General features: G+C 65.2%; 6 protein-coding genes. 2 read left to right on the top strand and 4 right to left on the bottom strand.

The window, feature by feature from the left end; translation table 11 throughout:
* Positions 1 to 307: 307 nt before the first annotated feature.
* A complete protein-coding gene (locus Q0K12_RS12220) occupies positions 308 to 1,234 on the bottom strand; it encodes an EamA family transporter (protein WP_297263249.1) in 927 nt (308 codons plus the stop codon).
* A gap of 351 nt (positions 1,235 to 1,585) precedes the next feature.
* On the opposite strand from Q0K12_RS12220, the gene Q0K12_RS12215 reads away from it, so the two are divergent.
* Both Q0K12_RS12215 and Q0K12_RS12210 read left to right on the top strand, forming a co-directional pair.
* Positions 1,586 to 2,080 (top strand): transcriptional repressor, encoded by a 495-nt coding sequence (locus tag Q0K12_RS12215; RefSeq protein ID WP_297263248.1) that lies wholly within the window; start codon positions 1,586 to 1,588, stop codon positions 2,078 to 2,080.
* A 56-nt stretch (positions 2,081 to 2,136) separates the two neighbouring features.
* Complete coding sequence (locus Q0K12_RS12210; RefSeq protein ID WP_297263247.1) at positions 2,137 to 2,337, top strand: hypothetical protein; 201 nt, start codon at positions 2,137 to 2,139, stop codon at positions 2,335 to 2,337.
* Between the two features lie 196 nt (positions 2,338 to 2,533).
* Here Q0K12_RS12210 and Q0K12_RS12205 read toward each other — a convergent pair whose 3' ends face one another.
* From Q0K12_RS12205 to cbiM, 3 genes are read right to left on the bottom strand one after another with little or no spacing between them, the layout of a single operon-like run.
* A complete protein-coding gene (locus tag Q0K12_RS12205; protein ID WP_297263246.1) occupies positions 2,534 to 3,265 on the bottom strand; it encodes an ABC transporter ATP-binding protein in 732 nt (243 codons plus the stop codon).
* Complete coding sequence (gene cbiQ, locus Q0K12_RS12200) at positions 3,262 to 4,011, bottom strand: cobalt ECF transporter T component CbiQ (protein WP_297263245.1); 750 nt, start codon at positions 4,009 to 4,011, stop codon at positions 3,262 to 3,264. The genes Q0K12_RS12205 and cbiQ overlap by 4 nt, the downstream gene beginning before the upstream one ends.
* A 27-nt stretch (positions 4,012 to 4,038) precedes the next feature.
* Positions 4,039 to 4,659 carry a cobalt transporter CbiM gene (cbiM, locus tag Q0K12_RS12195; protein WP_297263244.1) on the bottom strand — a complete coding sequence of 207 codons (621 nt, stop codon included), beginning with the start codon at positions 4,657 to 4,659 and terminating at the stop codon, positions 4,039 to 4,041.
* Positions 4,660 to 5,630: the final 971 nt, after the last annotated feature.

Genomic DNA, 5,630 nt, shown 5'->3' with positions numbered 1-5,630 from the left:
CATCGACAGCAGAGCGCGACCGAAAGGCGGCCCGGAGGGCCGTGTCCGTTAGGCGACGCAGGAGCCTTACGGGCATCGACAGCAGAGCGCGACCGAAAGGCGGCCCGGAGGGCCGTGTCCGTTAGGCGACGCAGGAGCCTTACGGGCATCGACAGCAGAGCGCGACCGAAAGGCGGCCCGGAGGGCCGTGTCCGTTAGGCGACGCAGGAGCCTTACGGACATCGACAGCAGAGCGAGGGGTTCCCCTTCCTCCCAAACAGGCGACGAATAGTATGGACGGCCGCCTTGGGCGGCGAAGGCGGGCGCGCTACTTGTTGTGCTTGTCCCACATGACGAAGAAGACCGAGCCTACGATGAGCACGCAGGTCAGCAGGATGCGCCAGGTGATGGTCTCGCCGCCGATCTGCCAGCCCAGGAAGACGCCGATGACCGGCACCACATACTCGTAGGAGACGGCCGTGGCTATGGAAGCGTGGGAGAGCAGCCAGAAGTAGGAGTAATATGCGATGATGGAGCCGCCCACGGTCAGCCAGCCAAAGGCAAGCAGTTCCGTCGGGCCGACGGCCGCAAGATGCAGCTGGGCGGCCTCACCGGCGCAGGCGGCCACCAGCAGGGATTCCAGCCCGCCGCAGATGAGCAGCAGCGCGCAGGACTGCATGCCGGACAGGCCGGAGGCGTGGGGGAAGCGCCGGGAGATGAGCGTACCGGCCACCCAGCCCAGAGTGGCGGAAAAGACCCAGAGCATGCCGGAAACGGAGTTGACCGCCTCCACGGGCTGTCCTCCCTGCGCCGCGGCCCGGCCAAGCGTGAGCAGGAGCAGGCCGGTCCCCCCGCCCAGCAGGCCGATGCACTGCATGAGGGTGGGGCGCTTTTCTCCGGCAAAGAGCCAGCCCGCCAGCAGCATGCTGATGGGCGTGGAAGCGGTGATGATGGCCGCCGTGGAGGAGGTGATGCCCTGCTGGCCTCTGGCCAGGAAGCCGCTGGCCATGAGCACCATGAAGATGGCCAGCCAGGCGGCATGGCGCATGTCCGCCCACGCCGGGCGACGCCAGCGCCCCGTCATGATCAGCAGCAGGCCCAGCAGCAGCCCGCCGCTGAGCATGCGGATGCCGCAGAGGGTGAAGGGCCCGCAGGCGTGCATGCACAGCTTGAGGCAGATATAGGTCGATCCCCACGAGATATAGAGCAGGAACAGGTTCAAGAGGATCTTCATTCCCTTGGAGGAGATTTCCATAAGCACCTCGGGGGATGCGTCGGACGCATCCGGGGATGTGGGCATTCGCGTTCGCGGACGGGTGTCCGCCATGCCGCTGCCTGCGCGGCGGCGCGGCAAGGCGGCTCGACCCTAGCCATTCCCCTGACGGCGGTCAAGGGAAGCTCTGGAGCGTTTCCCCATTGAAAAAGGCGAAACGCGAGGCGGCGCAGTGCCGCCCGGCCGAAACCAAGCGGAAAAACCGCGTTTTTTTCCCGCGAAAGGCCAGGCCGTATGGTTTGAAACGCAAAACGTTTCAATCTGGAAATGCTCCTGAGAAGGCTTGGCAGATGCCCGTGCCCGTGCTAGAGAAAGAGCATCAGGGGTAGGTTTATGGATAATACTGCTTTTCACAACGCCTTCCAGGAGTTCATCAGCCGCAAGGGGATGAACGCCACGGCGCAGCGGCGCATCATCGCCGAGGTCTTTTTCCGTTTTCCCGGACACCATTCGCTGGAGGAGTTCTACCAGCGTGTCCAGCAGCAGGATCCGAGCATCGGCCAGACGACGGTCTACCGGACGCTCAAGCTGCTCTGCGAGGCCGGGCTTGCCATGGAGATCCACTTCAGCGACGGCATCGCCCGCTACGAGCTGGCCGCCTCGGACAGCCACCACGATCACATGGTCTGCGTCGCCTGCGGCCGGGTCATCGAGATATACGATCCCCGCATCGAGAAGATCCAGCATGAGCTGGCCCGCAAGTACGATTTTTTGCTGCGCGGGCATGTGCATAATCTGTACGGCGTCTGCGCGAGCTGCGCCGCGCGGGAGCAGCGCGAGCGGCAGAGGGCGGACGGCGGGGGCCTGCCGGCGGAAAAAGAAGGATAGGAATTGACATTCTTTTTCAATAATGCCATCCTGCAGACACAGGAGGCTGAACCCGTATGGAAACCGTGCTTGTTGTCCTTATCGTCCTTGGCGCGCTGGCCTACATGGGGCGCAAGTTTTACAAGGCCGTGACGGCCCGTGGAAGGGGAAGCTGCGGCTGCGGCTCCTGCCGCTGCGGCGAAGGGGCGGGGCACATGTCCTGCGCCGGCGGGAAACACAAGGAACTGACGCCTCCCTGCTGCTCGCGGCCGCAGTAAGCGGCAGGACGGCACGCAGTGGACGGCTGGGTATGTCCATGCAGACAGGGGACGCCTTCGGGCGTCCTTTTTTTATGCCGCAACGGCGGAAGATGCCGGACGGGAAGCTGGAGACGTGCCGTCCAGCCGCGCGCGGCGCGGTCGCAGCGGGCCGGAACAGGCGGAAGACTGCGCCGGAGGCGCACACGAGCGGGCATCAGCCGTGCACATGCGGCACATGACCGCAGGGATGCGCATGCCGGTGGGTATGATCGAGGCTCGGAGCATCCGTGATGAGGCGGCCGCCCTCGATGGTCATGAAGCGGTCGCTCACCTGCTGGAGAAAGTCCCAGTCATGGGAAATGGTGATGCGTGCGGTGGGCAGCGCAACAAGGATCTCCAGCAGCCGCTGCCGGGCCGCCATGTCCAGCGCGTTGGTAGGCTCGTCCAGCAGAAGCGCCTGCGGCCGCATGGCCAGCACGCCCGCCAGCGAGACGAGTTTTTTTTCGCCGCCGGAAAGGGCGTGGGTCTGCCTGTCCGCAAAGCCGTCAAGCCCGAGCCGGGAGAGGGTCTCCAGCGCCCGCTGCCGGGCCTCATCCGGGGACAGCCCCAGATTGAGCGGCCCGAAGGCCACGTCTTCCAGAACGGTGGGGAAAAAAAGCTGGTCCTCGGCATGCTGGAGCACAAAGCCCACCGCGCAGCGCAGAGGGTGGAAATCCGCCTCGCCGCACAAAAGCTTCCCTTGGAAGCGGATGCCGCCGCGTGCGGGCTTGTGCAGGCCGGTGATGGCGCGCAGCAGGGTGGTCTTGCCGCAGCCGTTGGGCCCGTACAGGCCGATGCGATCGCCGGGATACAGGCAGAAACCGGCATCGCGCAGCAGCGGCGTCGCAAGGCCGTCGTGGGTCAGCGTCAGGTCTTCCAGGCAGAAAAGGGGGGTCGGGGCGTTCATCGAAACTCCAGCCAGCAAAGGACGCCCATTGCCGCGCCCATGACCGCCACAAAAACGGCGTCGCGCAGGTGGGCCTGAAAGGGCGTCACGCAGTGGAAGCGCTGCCGGAAGCCCCGCAGCCGCATGGCCTCATGCACGCGCTGGGCCCTGTCCAGCCCGCGCAGCAGCAGGATTCCCAGCAAGGAGGCCAGCGTACGGTAACTGTGCAGCGACGTGCGCGCCCGAAAGCCACGCAGACGGGCGGCGGCAAGCAGGGTGCGCCATTCCCCGGCGACGTCATGCACATAGCGTCCGGCAAACAGCAGCAGAAAAACGACCTTGGCCGGGCAGCGGAGCCGCTGCAGCGCATAGCCGGCCGTAGAGACGGGCATGGTGGCCGCCAGCGCCAGAAAGCAGCCCACGAGCGCGTTGGACTTGGCCCAGAGCACCAGCGCCAGTTCCAGTCCCTGCCTGCTGGCGCAAAGGGGGCCCCATTGCCACACGGCATCGCCGGGCAGGCTGAAGGGCGTCAGCAGGCAAAGGAAACAAAGGAAAACATTGACGGCCAGCAGCCGCCGCAGGACCGCCGCCAGCGGCGGCCGGGAAAGCAGCAGCAGGGCCGCGCCCACAGCCAGCCCATAGAGCGCCGCCGGGCGCGTCTGCACAAGGGCAAGGCAGATGGCGCTGCCTGCCGCCACAGTCAGACGCACGCGCGGATCGAGCCTGTGGAGCAGACTGTGGCCGTGAGCGAAGGGCTGGTCGAACATGAGCGGCGGCCTTGCGGGCGAAGCGCGTTAGGAAGGACGCCGGGCCGGGCAGGCGAAGGGGAGCACGCCGGGCCGTACCCGTACCAGAAAGTTGACGACGAAGAGGGTGAGACAGCCCTCGGCCAGCATGATAGGCAGATGCGCCAGCAGTACGAGCCGGGCGGCCGTCTGGAAGGCCTCGCCCGAAAGGGCCAGGGCCAGCGCCGTCAGCAGGCCGGCCGCAAGCACGCCCGCCGCGCCGCCCAGAAAGCCGCCCAGCAGGGGGCCGTAGTGGGGCAGGCGGCAGCAGCAGCGGCAAAGGTAGTGGGCCAGGATGCCCCCCAGCCCCATGGTCGCCACATTGACGCCGAGCACCGTAAGTCCGCCGAACTGGAACAGCAGCGCCTGAAGGATGAGCGCCACCAGCAGGGCCGGGAAGACGGCCCAGCCCAGCAGCACCCCCAGCAGCCCATTGAGGATCAGATGGGCGCTGCCCAGCCCCACCGGCACATGGACGAGCGAACCGACAAAAAAAACGGCGCTCAGGATGGCCACCTGCATGAGCCGGTCATAATCCACCCGGCGCAGGCCTGCCCAGGTGCCGGCAGCCGCCAGAACGGCGCCCCCGGTCAGGACGGCGGGAGAAAGTACCCCTTCAGAAATATGCATGCGATCACGCCTCACTGCGATTTGCCGGACAGCGGCAAGGACTGCCGGTGAAGGATGCGTAGCACGAAATTTGAAAAGGTGGCAAGAAATTTTCCCGCCACCCTCAGCCCGCCACGGGCTGCAAGCTCTGTACACGCTTGTTTGGGGGGAAGGGGAACCCCTCAAAAAAGCGTAATGAATCCTGAGCCTGGAGCGTTTTCGCTTTGAAAAAGGTGAAACGCGAGGCGGCGGCACGCGCCGTCCGGCCAAAACCAAGCGGAAAAACTGCGCTTTTTTTGGCGAAACGACAGTCCGTATGGTTTGGAACGCAAAGCGTTGCCAACTGGCAACGCTCTAGGTGTGGAGTGTCAACACAAATTTTTCAAACAATTTCATCAGATAAGAAAAGCAAGCCATATACGCTCCGCTTGCTTTTGGGGCGAGGCTGCCCCGTGTCTCCGACTCTTCCCCTGATAAAAGCGCGCTGGGGAAGGGATGAGGGGCTTGGGGGGAAGGATGGCGAGAACGCCTTTTCTCGCTCCGCTGCGAAAAGGCTGGGCCTCCCGCGCCGGCGGCGACCGAAAGGCGGCCTGGAGGGCCGTGCCCGTTAGGCAACGCAGGAGCCTTACGGGCATCGACAGCAGAGCGCGACCGAAAGGCGGCCCCAGAGGCCCGTGCCCGTTAGGCAACGCAGGAGCCTTACGGGCATCGACAGCAGAGCGCGACCGAAAGGCGGCCCCAGAGGGCCGTGTCCGTTAGGCGACAAAGGAGCCTTACGGACATCGACAGCAGAGCGCGACCGAAAGGCGGCCCCAGAGGGCCGTGTCCGTTAGGCGACAAAGGAGCCTTACGGGCATCGACAGCAGAGCGAGGGGTTCCCCTTCCCCCCAAACAAGCAGCGAATAGCGTTAACAGGCCCTAGGTGTAGAGTGTCAACACGTTGTTCACCCTCCGTTCAGACATGAAGCTGGAGGTTTTCTGCCAAGAGCCGA

The sequence above is a fragment of the uncultured Desulfovibrio sp. genome, from assembly GCF_944324525.1.
In the GTDB taxonomy this organism is placed as follows: Bacteria; Desulfobacterota; Desulfovibrionia; order Desulfovibrionales; family Desulfovibrionaceae; genus Desulfovibrio.
Note: the sequence above shows the minus strand (reverse complement) of the source record. Positions and strands in the feature narration are given on the sequence as shown.